This is a genomic window from Haloarcula onubensis, from assembly GCF_031624605.1.
Taxonomy (GTDB): domain Archaea; phylum Halobacteriota; class Halobacteria; order Halobacteriales; family Haloarculaceae; genus Haloarcula; species Haloarcula onubensis.
Genome location: NZ_JAMQOS010000001.1, coordinates 1,233,993 through 1,253,768 on the forward strand (window position 1 = coordinate 1,233,993; position 19,776 = coordinate 1,253,768).

19 protein-coding genes are annotated in these 19,776 nt (G+C 66.8%); 12 read left to right on the top strand and 7 right to left on the bottom strand.

Annotated features, from left to right (window positions below; all coding sequences use genetic code 11):
* Positions 1-2 precede the first annotated feature (2 nt).
* The 3 genes from NDI86_RS06460 to dph2 form a co-directional block, all read right to left on the bottom strand.
* Positions 3-449 (bottom strand): response regulator, encoded by a 447-nt coding sequence (locus NDI86_RS06460; protein WP_310899582.1) that lies wholly within the window; start codon positions 447-449, stop codon positions 3-5.
* Positions 446-2,890 (bottom strand): ATP-binding protein, encoded by a 2,445-nt coding sequence (locus NDI86_RS06465; protein WP_310899583.1) that lies wholly within the window; start codon positions 2,888-2,890, stop codon positions 446-448. Before NDI86_RS06465 ends, NDI86_RS06460 begins: the two co-directional genes overlap by 4 nt.
* A 74-nt stretch (positions 2,891-2,964) precedes the next feature.
* Positions 2,965-4,011: a diphthamide biosynthesis enzyme Dph2 gene (dph2, locus tag NDI86_RS06470; RefSeq protein WP_310899584.1), complete on the bottom strand. Its 1,047-nt coding sequence runs from the start codon at positions 4,009-4,011 to the stop codon at positions 2,965-2,967.
* Positions 4,012-4,103: 92 nt separating this feature from the next.
* Here dph2 and NDI86_RS06475 point away from each other — a divergent pair, with 92 nt between their 5' ends.
* The 8 genes from NDI86_RS06475 (at position 4,104) to NDI86_RS06510 (ending at position 10,394) form a co-directional block, all read left to right on the top strand.
* Positions 4,104-4,502: a YlbF/YmcA family competence regulator gene (locus tag NDI86_RS06475; RefSeq protein WP_310899585.1), complete on the top strand. Its 399-nt coding sequence runs from the start codon at positions 4,104-4,106 to the stop codon at positions 4,500-4,502.
* Between the two features lie 164 nt (positions 4,503-4,666).
* Positions 4,667-5,083 (top strand): hypothetical protein, encoded by a 417-nt coding sequence (locus NDI86_RS06480; RefSeq protein WP_310899586.1) that lies wholly within the window; start codon positions 4,667-4,669, stop codon positions 5,081-5,083.
* A 45-nt stretch (positions 5,084-5,128) separates the two neighbouring features.
* A complete protein-coding gene (locus NDI86_RS06485) occupies positions 5,129-5,959 on the top strand; it encodes an MBL fold metallo-hydrolase (protein ID WP_310899587.1) in 831 nt (276 codons plus the stop codon).
* A gap of 65 nt (positions 5,960-6,024) precedes the next feature.
* The gene (locus NDI86_RS06490; protein WP_310899588.1) at positions 6,025-7,179 is read left to right on the top strand and encodes a hypothetical protein; all 1,155 of its coding nucleotides are present in this window, start codon (positions 6,025-6,027) and stop codon (positions 7,177-7,179) included.
* A 117-nt stretch (positions 7,180-7,296) separates the two neighbouring features.
* Complete coding sequence (locus tag NDI86_RS06495) at positions 7,297-8,193, top strand: phosphoribosyltransferase HisG-related protein (RefSeq protein ID WP_310899589.1); 897 nt, start codon at positions 7,297-7,299, stop codon at positions 8,191-8,193.
* Between the two features lie 267 nt (positions 8,194-8,460).
* Entirely contained in the window at positions 8,461-8,985 is a 525-nt protein-coding gene (locus NDI86_RS06500; protein ID WP_310899590.1) for a DUF7344 domain-containing protein, read from the top strand.
* Between the two features lie 600 nt (positions 8,986-9,585).
* On the top strand, positions 9,586-9,924 hold the full coding sequence (locus NDI86_RS06505; RefSeq protein WP_310899591.1) for a HalOD1 output domain-containing protein: 339 nt from the start codon (positions 9,586-9,588) through the stop codon (positions 9,922-9,924).
* Positions 9,925-10,037: 113 nt separating this feature from the next.
* Positions 10,038-10,394, top strand: a complete 357-nt coding sequence (locus NDI86_RS06510; RefSeq protein ID WP_310899592.1) for a DUF5658 family protein — start codon at positions 10,038-10,040, stop codon at positions 10,392-10,394.
* 3 nt (positions 10,395-10,397) lie between these two features.
* On the opposite strand, the gene NDI86_RS06515 is transcribed toward NDI86_RS06510, so the two are convergent.
* The gene (locus tag NDI86_RS06515; protein WP_310899593.1) at positions 10,398-10,928 is read right to left on the bottom strand and encodes an HTH domain-containing protein; all 531 of its coding nucleotides are present in this window, start codon (positions 10,926-10,928) and stop codon (positions 10,398-10,400) included.
* A gap of 404 nt (positions 10,929-11,332) precedes the next feature.
* On the opposite strand from NDI86_RS06515, the gene NDI86_RS06520 reads away from it, so the two are divergent.
* Entirely contained in the window at positions 11,333-11,677 is a 345-nt protein-coding gene (locus NDI86_RS06520; protein ID WP_310899594.1) for a DUF7344 domain-containing protein, read from the top strand.
* Positions 11,678-11,694: 17 nt separating this feature from the next.
* Here NDI86_RS06520 and NDI86_RS06525 read toward each other — a convergent pair whose 3' ends face one another.
* Positions 11,695-12,696 (bottom strand): GNAT family N-acetyltransferase, encoded by a 1,002-nt coding sequence (locus NDI86_RS06525; RefSeq protein ID WP_310899595.1) that lies wholly within the window; start codon positions 12,694-12,696, stop codon positions 11,695-11,697.
* Positions 12,697-12,979: 283 nt separating this feature from the next.
* Here NDI86_RS06525 and NDI86_RS06530 point away from each other — a divergent pair, with 283 nt between their 5' ends.
* A complete protein-coding gene (locus NDI86_RS06530) occupies positions 12,980-14,083 on the top strand; it encodes a DUF1616 domain-containing protein (protein WP_310899596.1) in 1,104 nt (367 codons plus the stop codon).
* Between the two features lie 189 nt (positions 14,084-14,272).
* On the opposite strand, the gene NDI86_RS06535 is transcribed toward NDI86_RS06530, so the two are convergent.
* Complete coding sequence (locus tag NDI86_RS06535; protein WP_310899597.1) at positions 14,273-15,379, bottom strand: Gfo/Idh/MocA family protein; 1,107 nt, start codon at positions 15,377-15,379, stop codon at positions 14,273-14,275.
* Between the two features lie 223 nt (positions 15,380-15,602).
* Between NDI86_RS06535 and NDI86_RS06540 the strand changes: the two genes are divergently transcribed.
* Positions 15,603-16,622 carry a glycosyltransferase family 2 protein gene (locus NDI86_RS06540; RefSeq protein WP_310899598.1) on the top strand — a complete coding sequence of 340 codons (1,020 nt, stop codon included), beginning with the start codon at positions 15,603-15,605 and terminating at the stop codon, positions 16,620-16,622.
* 140 nt (positions 16,623-16,762) lie between these two features.
* Complete coding sequence (locus NDI86_RS06545; protein ID WP_310899599.1) at positions 16,763-18,106, top strand: hypothetical protein; 1,344 nt, start codon at positions 16,763-16,765, stop codon at positions 18,104-18,106.
* A 17-nt stretch (positions 18,107-18,123) separates the two neighbouring features.
* Here the strand turns inward: NDI86_RS06545 and NDI86_RS06550 are convergent, their stop codons facing one another.
* The gene (locus tag NDI86_RS06550; RefSeq protein WP_310899600.1) at positions 18,124-19,734 is read right to left on the bottom strand and encodes an alkaline phosphatase family protein; all 1,611 of its coding nucleotides are present in this window, start codon (positions 19,732-19,734) and stop codon (positions 18,124-18,126) included.
* Positions 19,735-19,776: the final 42 nt, after the last annotated feature.

A 19,776-nucleotide genomic window follows, 5' to 3' on the forward strand; every position in this document is an offset into this window, starting at 1 on the left:
CGTCACCTCGGCGGCCGTTTGACCACGGTCAGCCAGAACTCCTCGATGCGCTGGACGATGTCGACGAACCCGTCGAAGTCGACCGGTTTCGTGAGGTAGGCGTTGGCGTGGCGGTCGTAGGAGTCGAGGATATCCTGTTTGGCTTCAGAGCTGGTGAGTACGACGACCGGAATCCGTCTGAGCGACTCGTCCTCGGCCATCGCTTCGAGCACCGCCTGTCCGTCCATCCGGGGCATGTTGAGGTCGAGCAGGAACAGGTCCGGACGCGGCGCCGCTTCGTACTCGCCCTCGCTACGGAGGAAGGCCATCGCCTCGACGCCGTCGTCGACCACGTGGAGGGTGTTCAGAATATCCCCGGTATCGAGGGCCTTCTCGGTGAGTCTCACGTCGCCGGGGTTGTCCTCGGCCAGCAGAATCTCGATGGGGGTGCCCGCCGGTCGCTCGGTCATTCGCTTCCCTCCGTCGGCGCCGGGAGCGTGAACCTGAACGCCGCCCCCGCTTCGTCGGTTTCGGCGACCCATATCCGGCCGTCGTGGCGCCTGACGATGCGCCGGCAGACGGCCAGTCCCACGCCCGTCCCCTCCGTCGCCTGGCACCCTCGGGTGAATATCTCGAAGATGTCGTCGGCCATCCCTGCGGGAACCCCGGGGCCGTTGTCCGCGACCGTGAACGTGACCGTCTCCCCCTCGCGGGTCGCGGTCACCTCGACGTGTGGCTCGACGCCGCTCTCCTCGGCGTACCGTATCGCGTTCTCGAAGAGGTTCTGGAACACCTGGCCCAACTGGTCCGGGTCGGCCCTGACCGGCGGGAGCGAGCCGGTCTCGACGGTCGCGTCCGTCTCGTCGATTCGAAGCTGCAGCGCGTCCAGCGTCTGCTGGACGACTCTGTCGGTCGCTATCTCGGCGAACTCGCCGGCGTCCGTCTCGACGCGGGAGTACTGGAGCAGGGCGGTCAGCATGTCCTGCATCCGGTGGGCGCCGTCGACGGCGAAGTCCATGTACTCTCTGGCCTCCCCGTCCAACTCGTCGCCGTACTCGGCCTCCAGGAGGTCGACGTAGCTCGCGACCATCCGGAGCGGTTCCTGGAGGTCGTGCGAGGCCACGTAGGCGAACTGCTGGAGCGCCTCGTTCGACCGCTCTAGCTCCTCGCGGTGGGATTGTAGCTCGGCCTCCCGGCGCACCCGGTCGAGCGCCGCGGCGGCGGTGCCCGCGAGAATCTCAAGGAGGAATCGCTCCGACTCGGCGAACTCCTCGACCGTCGGCGAGCCGACACACAGGAGCCCGTGGTCGTCGAGTGGCAGACAGAACATCGTCCGGAGCGGCACGTCGGGCGCCGACGGGTTCCCGACCGTCTGGTAATCCTCGATGAGCGTCGCCTCTCCGGAATCGAAGATGGCCTTTTCGCGGCTCTCCGGCCCCATCGCGGGCAGCTCTTCCGGAACCGCGGCGTCCGCGAAGTCGGCGGCCGCCGCCGTCGAGCCGATGGGATACAGCGTCTCGTCGCTCTCGTCGTAGGCCCACATCGCCGCCAGCGGTCGGTCGATGATGTACTGGGCGATGGCCGTCACCGTCGCGGCGACCCCCGACTCCGTGTGCGTGTACAGTAGTTCGTTCGTCGCCGAACTGAGCCGTTCGAGCCGCTCCTCGCGGTTCCTGAGTTCGGTTATCTCGTGACCCTCGACGACGGCGTGTATCACCTCCCCGTCGTTCAGCACCGGCCGGACGTTGGTGCTGAAGACGGCCTCGGGGCCGTCCGCGGGGTCGTAAGATATCTCGAAGTTCGCCATCTCGCCGTCGAGCGCGCGCTCGACGGCCCGTCGACACTGGACGCGGGCCGACTCGCTCTCGAACCAGGGGGTATCCCAGACGAACTCGCCGACGAGTTCGTCTGGCGCTTTCCCCACGAACGCCACGGCAGCCTCGTTCGCGTCCACGACGCGCCCGTCGGTGTCGGTGACGCCGACCTGCGTCCGCTGGGAGTTGAAGACGCTCTCCAGGAGGGCCCGCTGCCGATTGCTGGCCGCCACTCGCTCGCGCTGCTCGATGGTCATCCCGATCCACTGGGTCAGCAGGTCGACGAACGTCCGCTCCATCTCGGTGAACGGGCGGTCGCGTGGCTCGGTGTCGGCGAAACAGACTGTCCCGTAGGACTCGCCCCCGACGGTTATCTGCCCGCCCAGATAACAGGAGAGCCCGAACCGTTCGTACTCCTCGGAGTCGCGGATGCCCGCGGCCGCGGCGCTCTGAATCGTTCGGACGGCCTCGTCGTCGGCCGCCAGCGTGTGCTGACAGTAGCTCTCCGAGAGCGGCGCTCGCGAACCGGGCTGGATGTCGTCGTGGTCGCCGATGGCGGCCTCGATGGTCTGTGTCCCCGCCTGGATGTGTGTGACGTAGCCCACGGAGAGCCCGAGCCAGTCCCGCCCGAGCCCGAGAAGCCGCTCGACCTTCTCGTCGAACGTCAGCCCCCGGCTGGAGACGATTTCCTGGAGTCGTCTGAACGTCGCCTGGTTCGATTCGAGGCTGGACTCCCGCCGCTCGTGGTCGGTGATGTCGGTGGCGAAAGAGAGCCACTGCTCGCCCGACGACGCTCGGCTGACACTGACATCGAGGGTCCGGTCGGGTCGGTCCGGTTTGGCTACCGTCCACCGGACCGTCCCCTGACGAGCGGCCACGGTCGACAGGTCGGTGACCGCCCCGTCTTCGACGACGAGCGCTTCGACGGCGCTCCCCCGGAGTGACGCGACTGTCTGGCCGTAGTAGTGTTCCGCCGCCCCGTTCGCGTCGATGACCGTCCCCGTCTCGTCGTGGACGAGAATCCCTTCGCTCGAGCCCTCGAACAGGTCCACCAGGGTGACGTCGAGGTCACCCCCACTCTCGAACCCGTCTGCCATACCGTTTAGGACGGGTCGCGTCTCTTGAACTTACGGACCCAATTTTTACGAACTGAAATGGGACGAACGCCGGGTTACCAGGTCCCGTGGAAGGTGTCGAACTCGAGCGAGTCGAGCGGCTTCTCGCCGATAGCTATCTCGTACTCGCCGGGGGTGAGCATCGGCTTCTTGAACTGCGGGCCGTCGTCGGTCGTGATGCGGGGACAGCCGGTGTTGACGTAGGCGTCCATCCCGAAGTTCGTGAGTCGGTCGGGGGTGACCTCGTCCATCGTGATGAGGTAGGCGTCGTCGTTGTCCGCGACGATGTCCTGGGCGACCTCCCAGCGGCCCTGACCGATTTTCGTACAGAAGATGACGCCCCACGTCTCGGCGTCCATCGCGCGGTGGACCGCGCCGTAGCGCTGTTTCATGAACTGCTCCGTGTCCGCGACGGTGACGGCGTTGTTGACGGGGTCGGCGATGATGACCTTCTTGTCGGGGTGTTCCATCGCCAGCCCGAGCGGGTGGAACTTCCCGCCGCCGACGTAGAGAATCTGGTCGGCGTCGACGTCGGCGCTGGCGTAGTTACAGCCAAGCACCTGCCCCTCGTGGGTCAGCCGCTCGTCGCCCCGTCGGGTGTGGACCTCGTAGTCTCTGGCTTCGAGCCACTCGCGCATCTCGCCGAACTTGTTCATGTGCTGGGCCGTCGTGACGAGGCCCACGTCCGGGTCTTCCTCGGCCGGAACGAGTTCCTCCTCGAAGGCCTGCTCCATGATGGGCGTGACCTCGACGTTGGAGAACAGCGGGACGTAGATAATCTTGTCAGACTCCTTCATCGGGGAGTGACCGAAGTGGACGAAGACGTCGGTACGGCGCATCATGTAGGTGTCGAGGTCGCAGGCGCCGTAGCAGGGCTGGCCGGATATCATGACCTGCGTCCCGTCGGGGAGTTCCTCGCGTAGGTCGTCCGCCACCGCGGGGCCACGTCGTTTCAGCCCCTCGGGGAACTGCAGACCGACAGTCTCGGCGTCGCGCTCTTCGACCGCCTCGACGATGCGGTCTATCTCGTAGTCCCACTCCCGGTCGTGTTTCAGCGAGAGGCCCGTGTTCCGCAGGTCCCCCTCGGTTCGCTCTTGGCTCATTGGACCCTGATACTGGCTCGGGCTGTAAAACCTCCGCGTTTTGACCTCCCCTTTCGGCACACATTTACAGGACGAGTCCCAACGCGGAGGTAATGAGCATCGAAACCGAGAGCGTCACCGAAATCGACGACGACCACGTCGACCAGCTCGCGACCGAACTCGGCGAGAGCATCGCCCAGCTACCGGTCTATCAGCGCTACCTCCAGGCGAAGGCGAAAGTGGAGAACGACGCCGACGCCCAGCGCGCCATCGAGGAGTTCGAACAGCTCCGCGAGGAGTTCCAGATGGCCCGCCAGACCGGACAGGCCACTCAGGAGGACCTCCGCAAGGTCCAGGAGGCCCAGGAGGAGCTCCACGACATCGCCTCGATGAGCGAGTATCTGGAGGTCCAGAACGAACTCGAACACCGCCTCCAGGAGATAAACGAACTCGTCTCCGACCAGCTCGAAGTCGACTTCGGCGAGAAGGCCGGCGGCTGCTGTCAGGACTGAACGCGTCGGGCGACGCCGGTTTTCTCGATTTTCCGCGGTAGTGACGAGGCCGTCGCTCGTAGTTCGTTCCCGGCCTCTCCGCGCAGGCCCGTCCACTCGGCCACCGGCTGGCTACCGTCGGGAAACCATATACGTGCTGGGAACGCTACAGTCGGACGGGGAGCATGGTGGGGAAACAGCCGGTCAGGGACATCACGACGTTCGTGAGCCTGTATCTCCTCCTGTCGCTGCCCCCGTTTCTCTACCTCAACCGCGACCTGTCGGCCGAAGTCGCGACCATCGCGCTGGTGGCCGTCGTCGGCACGGTGGCGCTGGTCCTCGTCACGGGGCTGTTTTTCGTCAGCGACGGGGTGGAGCGATACACCGACTTCTTCTTTGCCGTGACCGACGTCTATTCGGTCGTCGTCGACCTGTCGTTCGTCCTCGCGGCCGTCTCGTGGTGGCTGGTTCCCGAACTCGCCCTCGCCACGCTGCCCGACCCGGAACTGCGGGTCGTCCTCGCGGCCATCGTCATCTGTCAGGTACCGATGGTGCTGTTCCTCTCGCTCATGACGCTCATCGGGCGGGTCCAGAACCAGTAGGGTGCGGTCGTAAGGCCTTAGCCGCCGCCCCGCACAGATTGGCCTATGACAGTCGACTCCGACTGGGACGATTGGCTCCTGCGCGCCGTGGAAGACGCCGACCCCGACGGGCTGGCTATCTGGTATCTGGGCTGTAACGGCTTCGTCGTCAAGTCCAGCGGCGGCGTGACCGTCTTCGTCGACCCCTATCTGGGCATCGGCGACCCGCCCCGGACCGTCCGGATGGTGCCGGTCCCGTTCGACCCGTCCGAGGTCCAGGAGGCCGACGCCGTCCTGGGGACCCACGAGCACACCGACCACGTCCACGGCCCCTCGCAGGCACCCATCCTCGCGTCGACGGGCGCGACGTACTACACGACCGACAGCGGTCACGAGGTCGTCCACGACGAGGCGTGGACGGACAACTGGTCGGTCACCGACGACCAACTCGAGGAAATCGCGGAGGGCGACACCATCGAACTCGGGGACCTGACGATACACGTCGAGCCGGCCAACGACCCCGACGCCGACCACCCCGTCTCCTTCGTCTTCGAACACGAGGCGGGCACCTTCTTCCACGGCGGGGACGCGCGACCCGGCGCGTTCGAGTCGGTGGGCGAGAGCTACGACATCGACCTGGGCGTGCTCGCGTTCGGGGCGGTCGGGATGATTCCGGACTCCGAGAGCGGCGAGCCGACGCCCACGAAGTGGTACAGCGACGAGAACATGATAATCGAGGCCGCGAACGAACTCCAGCTCGACACCCTGCTGCCGAGCCACTGGGACATGTGGAAGGGGATGACTACGGAGCCGACGGTGCTGCATAACCACGCCAGGAGCTTCGACTATCCGAAGACACTCGAGATAGCGGAGATAGGTGACCGCGTCGACCTCTGAGGGGCCACTCAGGAACTGACGCCGCCGGAGTACCTTTATTACCGGCGGGGTATGGAGTACCATACATGAGTGATTCGCAAGCGTATGAGGCGATTACCGTCGCCTCGGATGGGGTCAGTGTCACCAAGCGATTCGAGGCCGACGAGTTCCCGGTTCCCGCTATCGCGTTCAACGTCGTCTCGAAGCGCTCCGAGACAGTCGACCTCCGGCTCGTCGACACCGTTCCGGACGACGTGGCCGTCGAGGACCTAGGCTTTCACCCGGAGTATGGCTCGGAGTTCTGGGACATCAACGACGACAGGATAACCTTCGAGAAGGAAATCGACGCCGACAGCGATTACACCACGGTGTACGGCATCCGCGCGACGGGGACCGACGACGTCGAGAAGTTCCTCACCGAGCCCGAAATCGAGAACGTCGACCCGCCGCTGCCGGAGGACGAGGCCGACCTCGTCGGCGGCGACAACAACGCCGTCAAGGACGTCATCTCCGGCGAGTCGGACAGCGTACCCGGACTCGAGGACGACGACGAAGAGGACATCGAGACGCTGAACCTGAAAGACCCCAACAGCGACGGCACACCGGCGACGGCGGCGGACGCCGAGGACGCGGACGGTGAAGCGGCGACCGAGGGTGAGGCCGCGCCGGCGACGGGCAACGTGGTCGCGGCGATGGCCAACGAGATACGCCAGAACAACGTCTCGGCCCAGGACGTCAAACTGCTCAAGCGAGCCCTCGACGCCGTCTCCCAGGACAGCGACCCCGAGGGCGGGGTCAACACGGCCCGCATCAACCGCATCCAGAACGACATCGCCGACTTGCGCGCGTACACGGACGCGCTGGAGGAGTTCCTCGCCGAGAACGGCACCGGCGACGAACTCATCGAGGAGTTCAACCAGCGCCTCGACGGTTTCGAGTCGGAACTGCAGGCGTTCGAAGGGGAGATAGAGGGCGCGAAGTCGGCCGCGGAGACCGCGACCGAGGAGATAGAGACCCTGGACAGCGAGGTCGACTCGCTGGAGAGCGGCCTCGACGACGTGGCAGGCACCGTCGACAGCATGGAGGGCGAACTCGACGACCTGGAGGCCGAAATCGAGGACGTCCGCGAGGAGATGGGCGAGGGGGAACTGGACGAGCGCATCTCCGAACTCGAAGAGGAGATAGTCCAGCTCAAGGAGTGGCGCGAGCAGCTCTCCTCGGTCATCGGCGGCGGCGACTGACAGCATCCGTAGGCAGCTGAGAGAGGTCACCCCGCTCGGGCGACACCTCTCGGCAGGAAGTTACGGGCGACAGTGTAACCGAACTCGTTTTATCCGCGCCGACGGTTGGTTGGGGTAATGACGACGACCAGAGTGGCCGTCCCACGGAAAGGTCGGCCCCTCGAGGCCGTGCTCGAACGGCTCGCGACCCGGACCGGGACGACCGAGCTGGCCGACGAGATAATCTCGACGCTCCGGTACGAGAAAGACCTGACCAAGGGCAACCAGACCGCAGACGACGACGTCTACCATCGACTCGCAGACTACTCCGACCTCGACGAGCCGACCCGGCCGGAGTTTACGCTGCTGCGGGACGACCGCGACGGGATGCCGCGACGGGTCGTCTTCGACAGCGTCACGGTCCGGACCGACCGCGGCGACGTCCAGCTCGTCGGCCGAGAGGAGCCGTTTCGCGCGTTGCGGACCCACGAGTTCGCGCTGGGGTTTGACAGCGCCGACCTCGTCCTCGAGGAGGTCGTCGAACTGCAGGACGACCCGCTGGGGACCATCGCGGAGATAAACGAGCGCATCGACCCGCTGGACACCGACGTGCGCGTGGCGACGGGGCTGGGCGATACGGTGTATCACACGCTGCTCGCGAAGCCGGCCGTCGTCGACAGCCAGGACCGACCGCTCGACCGCGAGTTCGTCCACGACTACGCGGGGTCGGTGTGTATCTCTCCCCGGTACGAACGGCTCATCGAGGCCGTCCTCGGGACGGCCGCGCTGGACGACATCACCTTCACGTACCCGGAGAACGGCCAGGAGGAGGAAGCGGCCATCGCCGAGACCGGTCTCGGCGTCTACCTGACGGTCACCGGGTCGACGGCCCGGGACCACGACCTCGAACTGGGCGAGCGGCTCTTCCCCAGCGAGACCGTCCTGCTGGAGAACGAGTCCGAGCGGACGCCGACGAGCGAGCAGGTCGCACAGCTGTTCACCGAACCCGAGGCGACTGCGCTGCAGTCGCTCTGAGGGTAACCCCCGCCTGTCGGCCGGTAGCGACGCCGATGGTCCCCCGGGCGCGCGGGTCGCGCATCGCCCCCCGCTTCCGTCGACGCGGTCTCCCGGTCAGTTTCGCTGTCGCCTGTCCGCCCATTTTAGCACTCTACACCGTCAATAACTCCCGCTGTCCGACGGTAACGACGCTGTAACAAATGGGTGTCCGGCGCTCGGTTTTCTCGTAGCGTGGTCGTCGACCGCTGAAGAACCGCTCCACCAGCAACCACAGCGACGTATGCGATGGATCAGAACAACACCGAACTCACACGCGATCGCATCTTCGACATACTCAGTAGTCCCCGGAGACGGTACGTGCTCTACTTCCTGCGGACGGAACCGAACCCGATTCAGCTGACCGACCTGGCGGAGCACGTCGCTGCCTGGGAGAACGACACGACTGTCGAGGAGCTATCGACTCAACAGCGAAAGCGCGTCTACGTCTCGTTGTATCAGACGCATCTCCCCAAGCTCGCGGAGTCGGGACTCGTCGACTACGACGAGGAGTCAGGTGACGTCGCTATCGCCTCGAAGGCCAGCGAGATAGACCCGCTGTTGGGCGAACAGCGGTCACAGCCGGCGTGGTACATCTACTACTTCGGACTGGCGGTGCTGAGTACACTCCTGGTCGTGGCGTCGGTCGCCGGTCTGGCCGTCCCGCAGGTGGCCCTCGCCGTCGGAATAATCGGCGCGTTCGTGGTCCTGACCCTCATCCACGTGGTGTACGAGTGGCGCCAGCAGTCACCCCCCGCGGAGTTTCGCGAGTGACGCTAGTCGGCGTCCTCTGGCAGGAGCTGTTCCGGCGTGCGCAGATACGTCGGCGTGTTCGCAAACTCCGTCATCCGCTCGAGCTCGCTCTCAGTGATGTGTTCTGGCATCATAGCAGTCCTCTACGGGTGACTGGTTAGTAATTGAGTTCATAGATACAGGAATGTACTTTATACTGCGGCGGCGGGAAGCGCCACCGACCGAACGCCGTCGATGTCCGTATCACGGCCGTAGATTCAGTTAGCCGCCCGGTATATGGCGTATAACGGATTCCCGCCGAGTCCGCACGCGACTGTCCGCCCAGCGCCGGGCGCTGGCGCTGGGGCGTGTCTATCGTCGCACTGGGCGGGTCACTCCCACGCCGTCGGTGACCGCGTGGGCCCACGGCCGGGGGCGGAAACCCGCTCTCATGTCAATATAGCTAATATTCTGCGCGACTCCCGTCCGGTCTGACCGGCGGAGCCCGTTCGTGGACGCTCTGGAACTGCTTACCGAGCGAACGGCGGAACTCGCGTCAGTCGGCGCTCGGTAAGGGGTACAGACCGTCGAAAACTACCGGAAAACTTATACTTGGGTGAAATTACGTACCCCTTAGAGAAAATGAGTGGTCCGGACCCCTGGCACGCGCTCGGCGGTGGAGACGGGTTACAGGACGCCGAGCGCGTGGCCGACGACGGTCCGACGTACGACCCGTACACGGACACGTACGTCGGGACGTTCGACGCCGAGTCGGCGAGCATCGCGGTGATGGAAGCGCTGGCGACCATCAGACACTGCGAGCCGACGGAGCTCGAACCGCTGTACCGCTCCGTCGACCCCGACGCGCTGGACCGACTCGTCGCGTCCGGGTCGGACCGCCTTCGGGTGACGATGCGGATAGACGATTTCGAAGTCGTCGTCACCGGGGACCGCCGCGTCGAGATTACGCCTCCCGAGTGACCGCCGGGTTCTCCGCTCACCGTTCTGCCGCCGGTTTCCGAGATGGGACGTGACTGCCGTCTCACCGGGTTACTCACTCGTTTACCATTACAGCACCGGCACTTTACTCCGGCGTGCAACAGACGCTCAGCAAGGACGCTGTGTACGTCGCCGACTCGCGGCTCCGGTGTGACCACCTCCTGTGGGGCCTGGTCCTCGTGGGCGCCGCCGGCGACGTGTTGCTGACGCTCACCGGACTCTCGCTGTGTTTCACCGAGGCCAATCCGGTCGCACAGGCGTTCCTCGACGTCGCCGGCGGCGCCGGGCTGGTCACGCTGAAGCTGGCCGCGCTGCTCGTGTTGTTCGCTGTCTACCGAATCGTGCGACCGCTGTACCGCCGCGCGGCGCTGGTCGCCTTCTTCGCGCCACAGCTGGTCGCCGTCTCCCACAACGGACTGCTCATCGCGCGCTACGCGGGCAGCTGTGTTTGAGCGCTAGGCCGACTCGTCGACCACGACCGGTTCAGAGGTCGTCGTGCGCTCCCGCGCCAGATACGAGACCAGGTCCTCGGGCGTGTACGCGGTGCCGTCGAGGAGACAGGGGAAGACGGCCGCCAGTTCGTCCCCGTCGTAGAGTGCCACCGCACGGGACGGCGGGACGATCCGGCTGAACGGCTCGGCGCTGTACTCCGTCGTCACCGTCGAGACGCTGAAAAAGGGTGCGATGGAGAGCCCGCTGTTTGCGGCCAGGTCGTAGAACTCCCCGACGGCCTCGAGGATGCGCCGCCCGCTCCCCACCTCCGTGAGCGAGCTGCCCGTACAGATGCTGCTGCCCCAGACGAGCAGGTCGACGTCGGCCAGCGCGTCGCGGTCGGCCAGCGCCTCCAGTTCGGTCACCAGGCGCTCCTGGTCCGGCTTGCTCTCGACGGGCGCGAGCGAGTGTACGAAGACCGTCGCTGTGAGGTCGCTGTCTGTCGGGGCCAGCAGTGCGTCGAGCGTCGCCACCGTTGGGTCGTCTGTTCTCATCTGTATAGCGATGGCCCCACGGCAGTGATAAACAGATAGGTCGTTTTCGCCGGATAGAAGCATCTTACCGGCCGTGAACGGTAGATTGGGGGAGAGCGTCAACGCAGACCGGACGACGACGGCCGCCGTCGTGTATGGCCTAAGTGGGGGTGGGGTGGGTGAGTTGGCAAGGGATGGACCGGTGGCCAGTACGTGCGGATGTTTGCTCTCCCCGCGAGAGGACCAACAGGCCCGGGTATCATTGTTACTCCGTGGTTAGTCTCGGTAAGCCAGGTCACACCACGGCTCGACCGCTGCCGACGGTTGTTGCTGACCGTGAGAGAGGCAGAAAGCCACGTATAACTATGCGAGCGTCTCCGCTCCCTCGCTGTGATGACCGAACACACTCCCCACGACTGCGAGCCATGGTAGTCGACGACTCCGAGACTGTGGCCGACGCGGCGGCGCTGTCACGGGCCGAGCGAGTGGAGTTGCTGGCCTCGAAGCGCCGACTGACGCTGCTCGAACTGCTTTCGACGAAGGCCGACGACGTCCACACACTCGAATCGCTGGCCACGGCGATAACACAGACCGAGCAGGGCGCCGGCCTCGGCGCCCGCCCGGCCCACCGGGTGTGTCTCTCCCTCCACCACGTGCACCTGCCGAAACTCGACGCCGCCGATATCGTCGCGTACGACCCGCAGCGAAACGTCGTCGAGTGTACCGGTCACCGGGAGTTAGAACAGCTTCTCGATACGGTCGGTCGGTAACCCGCCGACCGGGCCCGTCACGCGAACTGTCGGTAGAGCCGTGCCGCGGTGCCCAGCCCCGCCGAACTCCGTTCGAGCGAGTGGTACGTCCGAAGCGTCGGAGCGAACTTCGACTTGTACCGCGAGAGCCGCTGGTCGTTCGCGCCGACGAGGTCGTAGGCGCTGTGGCCCCGCTCGGCGGCCGCGCGGAGCACCTCCCAGTGGAGCAGGTCGTTGACGTCGTGGTCGGTCTCCTGTTTGGCCGTCCCCTGCCAGTTGTACACCCGCTCGCCGTCGTCCAGTATCAGCGACCCGCCGACGAACTCCCCGTCGACGGTACAGGCGTACGGCCGGAGGTAGCCCTCGGGGAGCGCCCGGTAGAGGTCCTCGACGAAGCGGGTGGTCAGCGGGAAGTCGAGGTCCTGTTCCGCGTGACGGTCCTGGACCTGTCTGATGACTCGTCGAGCCACCGTGATACCCTCCTCGGACACCTCACAGGCCTCCGTCGCGTCGCGGACGTTCGACCGCGCGTCGCGGCTGAACCGGTCCCGCAGCGTCTCGGGCTCCGCGTCGAGGTCGACGACGTAGGTAAAGCGGGGGGTCTCGGTGAACGTCGCCCAGTCGAAGGGACGCACGTCGGGCGCGCCCAGGGACGTCCGAACGTGGACGTACTCCGGGTCGTACTGCTCGTCGAGCCAGTCGAGGCTCCCCTCGATGAGCCGCCGTCGGCGCTTCTCCTTGCTGTGTGGCTTCATGCCCGGCTGTGCGAGGACGACCGGCCCGAGATAGCTCACCTTCAGCTCCGGTGGTGGGGAAAACGCCGCCGTTATCGGCCCTTTCCGAACCGTGAAGATGGGGAAGAGCCCGACCGGCTGTTCGCCCTTGTAGGCCAGCAACGGGTGGAGGTCCGCGTCGGCGTGGTCGGCAAAGACCTGCAGCGCCTCGAACCGGTGGAACGGCGTCCGCTCCCGGGTCCGGTCGAGTGCGTCGTTCCAGGTCGACGCCTCGTTGTCGGCGAGTTCGGCGATGTCCAGAGCCATCTACGGCCCCCGTGCGGTCGGAATCTGGCGCTCGTGTGCTAGCATCGGTTGCCTGTATCCTGGCCATGGCGGGGGGTAAGTATAGTCGTCTTACCGTCTGTACCGTCCGAGCAGGTCGTTGCGCCCGGTCTGACAGTGTCTCCCGGTACGATAGCTATAACAAAACGACGCCTCCCGATACCCCCATCCGTACTATGTCTGTGGTCAGTGCCGGCCAGGTTCCGGTGGCGAGTGTCCGAACTCGGGTGACACCGCGGTGACAGTGTCGGAGACGGCCCGTCGCGTGGTCAGATCGACGTTGTCGCTCGTCCCCGTCGACCTGGTGCTCGTTATCACGTACGTGACGTTCGCATCGGCGGCCGTCGGGGCCGACCCGGGAGGGTCGGTCGGCCAGTTCCTCGTCGGCGTCGGGCTGGTGCTGTTCGCGCCCGGGTACGCCGTCGTCGCGGCGCTGTTTCCGGGGCGCGCCCGCCAGCGAGACGCCCGCGCACCCACCAGCGTGCTCGCGCTCACACGCCCGCACGACGGCGTGTTGATTCGCGAGCGGCTGGCGCTCTCCTTTGGCGTGAGCGTGGTGTTGCTGCCGATTATCGCCGTCACTCTCGGCGCCGTCGGCGTCACGCTGACCACGGCGTCTGTCCTGGCGGCCGTCTGGCTCGTCGTCGGCGCCGGCACCATCGTCGGGACGGTCCGGCGGCTCGCACTCCCCGAAGGGGCCCGCTTCGACCTGCTCGGGGCCGCTCAGGCGGTCGGCCGGGACCGCCCGCTCGCCGACGATACGAAGACCACGCTGCTGACCGTCGGCCTCTGCTGTGTGGTCGCCCTCACGCTGGTGTCGTTCGTGGGCGCTATCGCGGGGCCGACACAGTCGATGTCGTACACGAGCGCCTCGTTGCTGACCAGCGGCGCGGACGGGGACCCGGTGGCGAGTGGCTACCCGGTCAACGCCTCCCGGGGCGAGTCGGTCCCCCTCGTCGTCCGCGTGACCAACCACCACGACACGGCGGCCAACTACACTGTGGTTGCCAGACTCCAGCAGGTGGAGGGCGGGACGGCCCAGCGTGGCGAGCGGGTGTGGCAGGGACGCCAGCGCATCGGGGCCAACGAGACCTGGACGCGGGACCACGCCGTGAGGCCGACGATTACGGGCCAGGACCTCAGACTCACGTACTACGTCTACCGCGGGCCGGTGCCCGCCGACGTCTCCCGTGCCTCGGCCGATAAAGTGCTGTATCTCCGCCTCGACGTCCTCCCCCGCGGCCAGACCGGGTCACAGTCCGCCGGCGGCGCCGGGTCGGAGCCAGCGGGAGGGGCGAGCGGGACGCCAGCGTCCGGCGGGACTCCCACGGCGACGCCGACGTCCGGGGCCGGCGCTATCCTCGGCTGAGGACGACCCGGCCCAGCGGCTCCCGACGGGCGGTCGGGATAGGCGTGTTCTCTTGCGGGGAGGTGACGACCGTCGTAGAAGCGTCCAGCTAGGTGACGACCGAAACAGAAGCGTCCAGCGCCGTTACCGCAACGGCATCACCCGGTGCGTGCTGGTCGCCCAGCGGCCGACCCGTCCGTTGTAACCGTCTCAGGAGCCATCGGTGCTCACCGGCACCGTCTGTCCCTCGGCGTCCGTCGCCGTCGCGCGGATGGCCTCCATGATGCGCAGCGTCCACGTGCCCTCGGCGACCGGCACCGCCGTCCCCCCGCCCCGCTGTATCGCGCGGGCCTCCTCGCCGAACTGGTAGCTGTGGGAGTCCAGGTTCCGAACCGAGTCCCAGTCGTCGTCGAGGGTGCGACGGGCGACGGCCACGAGGTTCTCCGCCGTGCCCTGGATGCGCCCGAGGACGTGGTCGACGTTGGCAAGCGCCCGCGCCTTGGGCGAGGCCTGGTAGTCGCGGTCGAGCACCGTCACCGACTGGGAGACGACGTCTATCTCGATGCTCCCGCGGTCGCCGTGGACCTGGATGACCTTGTGGGGGATGTCGCTCGCCAGCACCGTGCCGCTGCAGAGCACGCCGTCGTCGGTGGTGTACTGGAACTGGACGCTGTCGTACTCGAACTCCTGTGTGTATTCGTGGACGAGTGACGTGCTCGCCTGAATCGAGTCGGGACTGGACGGGTATCCCCCGAGGTTCAGGACCATGTATATCGGGTGGGGCAGCCCCTCCTCGAACTCGCCGCCCGCGAGCTCGAAGGCCCACGCCCCGCGGCGCACGTCGTCCGGATAGGTCTCCCCGGCGTACAGCATGTCGATGGAGCGTAGCTCGCCGATTTCGCCGTCCTCGATGAGCCCCCGGGCTTTCCGCATGGCCGGCGAGAAGTTGTGGTTGTGGACCACCGAGACAGTCGCGTCGTGTTCCTCGGCGAGGCGCTCCAGCTCTTCGGCCTCGGCGACGGACTCGGTGACCGGCTTCTCTATCAGCACCGGGATGCCGTCCTCGATGGCCATGCGGGCCAGTTCGAGGTGTGTCGCGACCGGCGTACAGAGATGTATCCAGTCGAGCGACTCCCGGGCCAGCATGCCCTCGAAGTCGGCGTAGGCGTTGATGTCGTACTCGGTGGCTTTCTCCCTGGCCCGTGACTCGTCCAGATCGCAGATGGCGACGAGATTCGTGTCGGGGCAGTCCTGCAGCCCCGAGAGGTGGTAATCGGACACCACGCCGCCGCCGACGACCGCGGTTTCGAGTGTCATCGTCCCATCACCCCGCGTCTGAATATATTGTTATAGCCGAGATGTGGGGAGGTAGCTGGCTGTTACCGAGACGGCACGCGCTCTCGCGTGCGAGGGAGTATTAGACTAGTGACACGTACTGGCGAACACGGGACAACTGACGCGAAAGACAGATATAACAATACACCAACACGTTCTCCTCTCGGTTGAGCATGGCCGCCAACTGCTTTCGCGAGGTGTGGGCGTGACGTACGACGGTGCAACGGTCGCGGTCGTCGTCCCGGCGTACAACGAGTCGGGGCTGGTCGGGAGCGTCATCGAGACGGTCCCGGACTACGTCGACCGCGTGTACGCGGTCGAGGACGGCTCTACGGACGATACGTGGGCCGAGATAGAGGCGACCGCCGAGCGGGTCAACGCCGAGACTGAACCCGAGGCGGCGTTCGACCGCCGCGTCGTCCCCATCCGCCACGAGGAGAACCGGGGCGTCGGCGGTGCCATCAAGACCGGTTACGTCGCCGCCCGTGAGGACCGAATCGACGTCACGGCGGTGATGGGCGGTGACGCACAGATGCGCCCCGAACTGCTCGCGGGCGTGGTCGCACCCATCGTGGCGGACGAAGCCGACTACGTCAAGGGGAATCGCTTGCTCGACGCCGACCACCGGGAGGGGATGCCGACGTTCCGCTACGTCGGCAACCGAATCCTGACCTGGCTCACCAGAATCGCGAGCGGCTACTGGACCATCGGCGACCCGCAGAACGGCTACACCGCCATCTCACTGCACGCCCTGGAGACGGCGGGCGTCGAGGAGATGTACGAGTACTACGGCTACTGTAACGACCTCCTCGTCAGGTGCAACGTCGCGGGACTGCGCGTCATGGACGTGCCCCGCCCGGCGAACTACGGCGACGAGGAGAGCCACATCGACTACCGGTCGTACATCCCGAAGGTGTCCGTGATGCTGTTCCGGGGATTCCTCCGGCGGCTCTGGCGGAAACACGTCCGGGCGGACCCACATCCGATGGTGGGACTGTACGGCGGCGCCGCGACGGCCGGGCTGTACGCCGCCCTGCGAGCGGTCCGACGCGACGAGGGCGGTGTCGTCCGGGCCGTCACGATACTGCTCGTCGCCGGGCTGTGCCTGTTCGGCGCCCTGGCGATGGACCGCCGCCACGACGCCTCGCTGGACCGACGCCGGGAGACGCTCCAGGGACCGGAACCGGCCGAGTCCCGCTCGCCCGCACGGGTCGAAAGCGACTGACGGGGGCCGCTCGACGGCCACAGGAGCATCCTACCCCGGCCCGGACAGCACACGCTGGGAATAACAATAGCGGCGACGCCGTTTGTCCGGATGTGACCCCTGATTGGACGCGGCGGCAACTCGTCTCGAGACTCGGTGGGGTGGCGGTTCTCGGTGCGCTCGCTGGCTGTCCGGGGACGGACGGGCCAGACACGGAAACGCCGTCCAGCCCCGACGAGACACCCCGGACCGAACCCACCGAGACGGGTCGCGACCGACCCCGGACCGACGCGTACGAGAACGTCGTCGACATCACCGAGGCCGGCGCCGACGCGAACGGAGAGGAGTCCATCGTCCCCACGCTCGACGAGATAGACACCTCGAACACGCTCGTCCGGTTCCCGTCGGGCACCTACTTCATCGACGATTCGTGGAGCCCGTCGGGCGCCGAGCGCCTCGGCCTCTACGGGCCCGACGCGACTATCACCACCGTCGAGGAGTTCGAGGGCCCGCTGTTCGGCCTCGGCACCGGCTCGAAAGTCTCGGACCTCTACGTCGGCGGGTTCACCTTCGACCTGACGCCCGAGGACACCGGTCCCCGGCCCATCAACGCTCGCGTGACCGACTCGATGCGGGTCGAGAACGTCACCGTCCGCGGCGAACTCGACCTCGACCAGGACGGGATGCGCTTCGACGTCACGGAGACGGACGGGCACGGTACCATCTGGAACCTCCGAATGCCCGACGGCGGCGACCCGGAGTACAGCAACACGGGCTGTTACGTCGGGGAGAGCCACGTCGGCGAGTTGCTCTTCCAGAACTGTAGTTTCGACGGCTTCCCCGACAACGGCCTCTATGCCTCCTCCGCGAAAGGCCGTGTCAACGTCGTGGGCGGGCAGTACCGCAACAGCGGCGTCGCCAACATCAGGGTCAGCGGCCCGTCGACGGTACGGGGCGTCATGGTCCGCTGTGACGAAGCCCGCGAGGGCGTCGAGAATATGCGCGGCATCCGTCTCAGGGGCGGGAAGGACGTGGTCGTCGAGAACAGCCGGCTCGTCTTCGACAAGGTCTCCTCCAGCGACGGCGCGATAACCTGTGCCGAGTGGCTCGACGCGGCGACGATACGGAACACTCACATCACGGTCAACGCCGACGACGTCCCCGCCATCTGGGCCAAACCGTCCGCACGGAACCGGGCCGACGTGCGGAAACACCCGATTCGGATTCACAGCGTCCGCATCGACGGCTCGGCGAGCAGCGGGGCGGCCGTCCGCATCTCCGAGCGCAGCGGGACCCTCCTCTCGAACCTCTGTATCTGTCAACACGGCAACGAGCGCAACGGCATCGCCGTCGACGGGGCCCACCAGACGACGGTCCGCGGGTCGTCTATCACCGTCTCCGGTCGCCCGCTCGCGACCGAGGGCATCTCCGTCAGGCGGGACAACCTCTCCCTGCAGTCGACCTCGACCGGCCGCTCGTCGTGTTCCTGTCCGCAGAACCGCTAGGTCGTGGAACCCAGCGGTTAGCGGTCCTCCGAGATGTATCCCAGGTGGGCGAGCCGCTCGGCCACGTCGTCGTCCTCGCGCGTACTCGCGTCCAGTCCCTCGTAGGGCGGATACGCCTCCACCGGCGTCTGTGAGACCACGGGGAGCGGGTCGCCGTCCATCCGCTCCGGACGGGCCACGCCAAGCGTCGAGAGGACCGTCGGGGCGATGTCGAACAGGTGGGCGTCGGGCAGCGAGGCGTCCGTGTCGACCCCGCGGCCGCTGACGGCGACGACGCCGTCGCGCTTGTGGTTCCACGGCTCCCGCGGCGTCCCGAAGTGCTCGCCCAGTAGCGAACCGTTGAGGAAGTTCTGGAAGGCACGCGGCACGACGACGATGTCGGGTGCCGCCTCGGTGTGCGGTCCCTCGAACACCGCCTCCCGGGGCGCGACCCGTTCGAACACCGGGCGGCCGTCCGGGTCGGTGAGCTCGCCGAGTCGCTCTACGAGTCGGTCGCGGACGGCGTCGTACTCCTCGGCTGGGACCACGCCCGACGGCTCCCGACCGGCGACGTTGAGCCGGACGCCCAGTTCGATTCGGTCCCGCATGTAGGCCTCCGAGGCGGGGAAGTCGACCTGCTCGGTCCCGGCGCGGACGGCGTCCGTCGGCGCCAGCTTTGCCACCGGTTCCGCCAGTCCCAGCGGTTCGAGGACGCGTTCGATGCGCTGGCTCGTCAGTCCGACCCGTGCCAGCAGAGCGACCCCGCGCTCGGCCAGCCCGGGGTCGGGCGTGCCGCCGCGCTCGCCCTGCTGGAGGCGCTGCCGGGCGATGGCGTCCCAGGACGGCATCCCCTCGCCCTCGGCGGTCGCCGCGACGTGGCCCCACTCGCGAAGCGCCTCGTTGAGACGCACCTCGTAGCCGTCGTACTCCCCGATGCCGTGGTCGCTGACGACGACGACCGTGTCGGGGTCGGCCGCGGAGAGGGCCGTCTCGACGGCGTCGTCGACCGCCCCGAACACGCACTCGATAGCCTCGCGGTCCTCGGGCCGTCGGTGAAAGACGGTGTCGGTCTGCTGGAACTCCAGGAAGCCGAAGTCGGGGTCGAACCGGTCGACGAGGTACGCGAAGGCGTCGCCGCGCGAGCGGGCGTGGTCGGCAACCGCCGGTAAGGCCGCCTTTCCGGGCGTGTCCATCGGACCGTAGACGCTGTACTCACCGGTCTCCTCGCGAACGTCGTCCAGTATCCCCTCGGGGTGGCCTGGCGGGTCCTCCGGCGAGATGTAACCCGGGATTACCGCGCCGTCGACGGCCCGCGCCGGCGCCGTGACGGGGACGTTCACGACCACGCTGCTGTGTCCGCGCTGGTCGAGCAGTTCCCAGAGCGCGTGTGCGCGGACGTCCGACGCGTCGACGACGTCGTGGTCGTAACCGTCGAACTTGAGGAACCCGTACACGCCGTGTTTCCCCGGGTTGACGCCGGTGTACAGCGACGGCCAGGCGCTCGGTGTCCACGGCGGGAGTTGCGACGTGAGCGGTCCCGCGGCGCTACGGTCGAACAGGGCCTCGATGGTCGGCGCGACACCGCTGTCGGTGACCGATTCGAGTATCGGCATCGACACGCCGTCGAGTCCGAGTAACAGAGTCCGCATGGGTTTGAGCGGGGTGCCGAGAAATCTTTGTAATCTAACACT

Bases quoted from the DNA above. Each gene is read 5' to 3' on its own strand.
- NDI86_RS06460 (WP_310899582.1), bottom strand. From the start codon at position 449: ATGACCGAGCGACCGGCGGGCACCCCCATCGAGATTCTGCTGGCCGAG.
- NDI86_RS06465 (WP_310899583.1), bottom strand. From the start codon at position 2,890: ATGGCAGACGGGTTCGAGAGTGGGGGTGACCTCGACGTCACCCTGGTG.
- dph2 (WP_310899584.1), bottom strand. From the start codon at position 4,011: ATGAGCCAAGAGCGAACCGAGGGGGACCTGCGGAACACGGGCCTCTCG.
- NDI86_RS06475 (WP_310899585.1), top strand. From the start codon at position 4,104: ATGAGCATCGAAACCGAGAGCGTCACCGAAATCGACGACGACCACGTC.
- NDI86_RS06480 (WP_310899586.1), top strand. From the start codon at position 4,667: ATGGTGGGGAAACAGCCGGTCAGGGACATCACGACGTTCGTGAGCCTG.
- NDI86_RS06485 (WP_310899587.1), top strand. From the start codon at position 5,129: ATGACAGTCGACTCCGACTGGGACGATTGGCTCCTGCGCGCCGTGGAA.
- NDI86_RS06490 (WP_310899588.1), top strand. From the start codon at position 6,025: ATGAGTGATTCGCAAGCGTATGAGGCGATTACCGTCGCCTCGGATGGG.
- NDI86_RS06495 (WP_310899589.1), top strand. From the start codon at position 7,297: ATGACGACGACCAGAGTGGCCGTCCCACGGAAAGGTCGGCCCCTCGAG.
- NDI86_RS06500 (WP_310899590.1), top strand. From the start codon at position 8,461: ATGGATCAGAACAACACCGAACTCACACGCGATCGCATCTTCGACATA.
- NDI86_RS06505 (WP_310899591.1), top strand. From the start codon at position 9,586: ATGAGTGGTCCGGACCCCTGGCACGCGCTCGGCGGTGGAGACGGGTTA.
- NDI86_RS06515 (WP_310899593.1), bottom strand. From the start codon at position 10,928: ATGAGAACAGACGACCCAACGGTGGCGACGCTCGACGCACTGCTGGCC.
- NDI86_RS06520 (WP_310899594.1), top strand. From the start codon at position 11,333: ATGGTAGTCGACGACTCCGAGACTGTGGCCGACGCGGCGGCGCTGTCA.
- NDI86_RS06525 (WP_310899595.1), bottom strand. From the start codon at position 12,696: ATGGCTCTGGACATCGCCGAACTCGCCGACAACGAGGCGTCGACCTGG.
- NDI86_RS06535 (WP_310899597.1), bottom strand. From the start codon at position 15,379: ATGACACTCGAAACCGCGGTCGTCGGCGGCGGCGTGGTGTCCGATTAC.
- NDI86_RS06550 (WP_310899600.1), bottom strand. From the start codon at position 19,734: ATGCGGACTCTGTTACTCGGACTCGACGGCGTGTCGATGCCGATACTC.